Annotated in this window: 1 protein-coding gene; it reads left to right on the top strand. The window is 71.2% G+C overall.

All coding sequences use genetic code 11. The features are described 5' to 3' along the window. Positions 1 to 23: 23 nt before the first annotated feature. Positions 24 to 434 (top strand): NAD-dependent epimerase/dehydratase family protein (locus RM445_RS32080; protein WP_311560617.1); only part of this gene is annotated, 411 nt, incomplete at its 3' end.

Genomic DNA, 434 nt, shown 5'->3' with positions numbered 1-434 from the left:
TCGGCAGGGCGCAGCCCGAGGTCATCGTCCATGAGCTGACCGCGATCGGTGAGCCGGACATGCGTCACTTCGATCGTGCCTTCGCGCACACCAACCGCCTGCGCACCGAGGGTACGGATCATCTGCTCTCGGCCGGGCGGGCCGTGGGGGTGCGCCGGTTCGTGGCGCAGAGCGTCACGATGCCGTATGCACGAACCGGCGGGCCGGTGAAGACCGAAGAGGACCCGCTCGACCCCTCGCCGGCGCGGGAGATGCGCCGGTCGGTGGCCGCGATCCGCCATCTGGAGGAGGCGGTGCTGGGCGCCGGCTGGACGGAAGGGATCGTCCTGCGCTACGGCGGGTTCTACGGGCCGGGCACCTCGATGGCGCCGGGCGAGCAGATGCCCGAGTTGATCCGCAAGCGCAAGTTCCCGCTGGTCGGCGACGGTGGCGGT

Origin of the sequence: Pseudonocardia charpentierae, from assembly GCF_031845345.1 — a bacterium.
Classification (GTDB): domain Bacteria; phylum Actinomycetota; class Actinomycetes; order Mycobacteriales; family Pseudonocardiaceae; genus Pseudonocardia; species Pseudonocardia charpentierae.
Note: the sequence above shows the minus strand (reverse complement) of the source record. Positions and strands in the feature narration are given on the sequence as shown.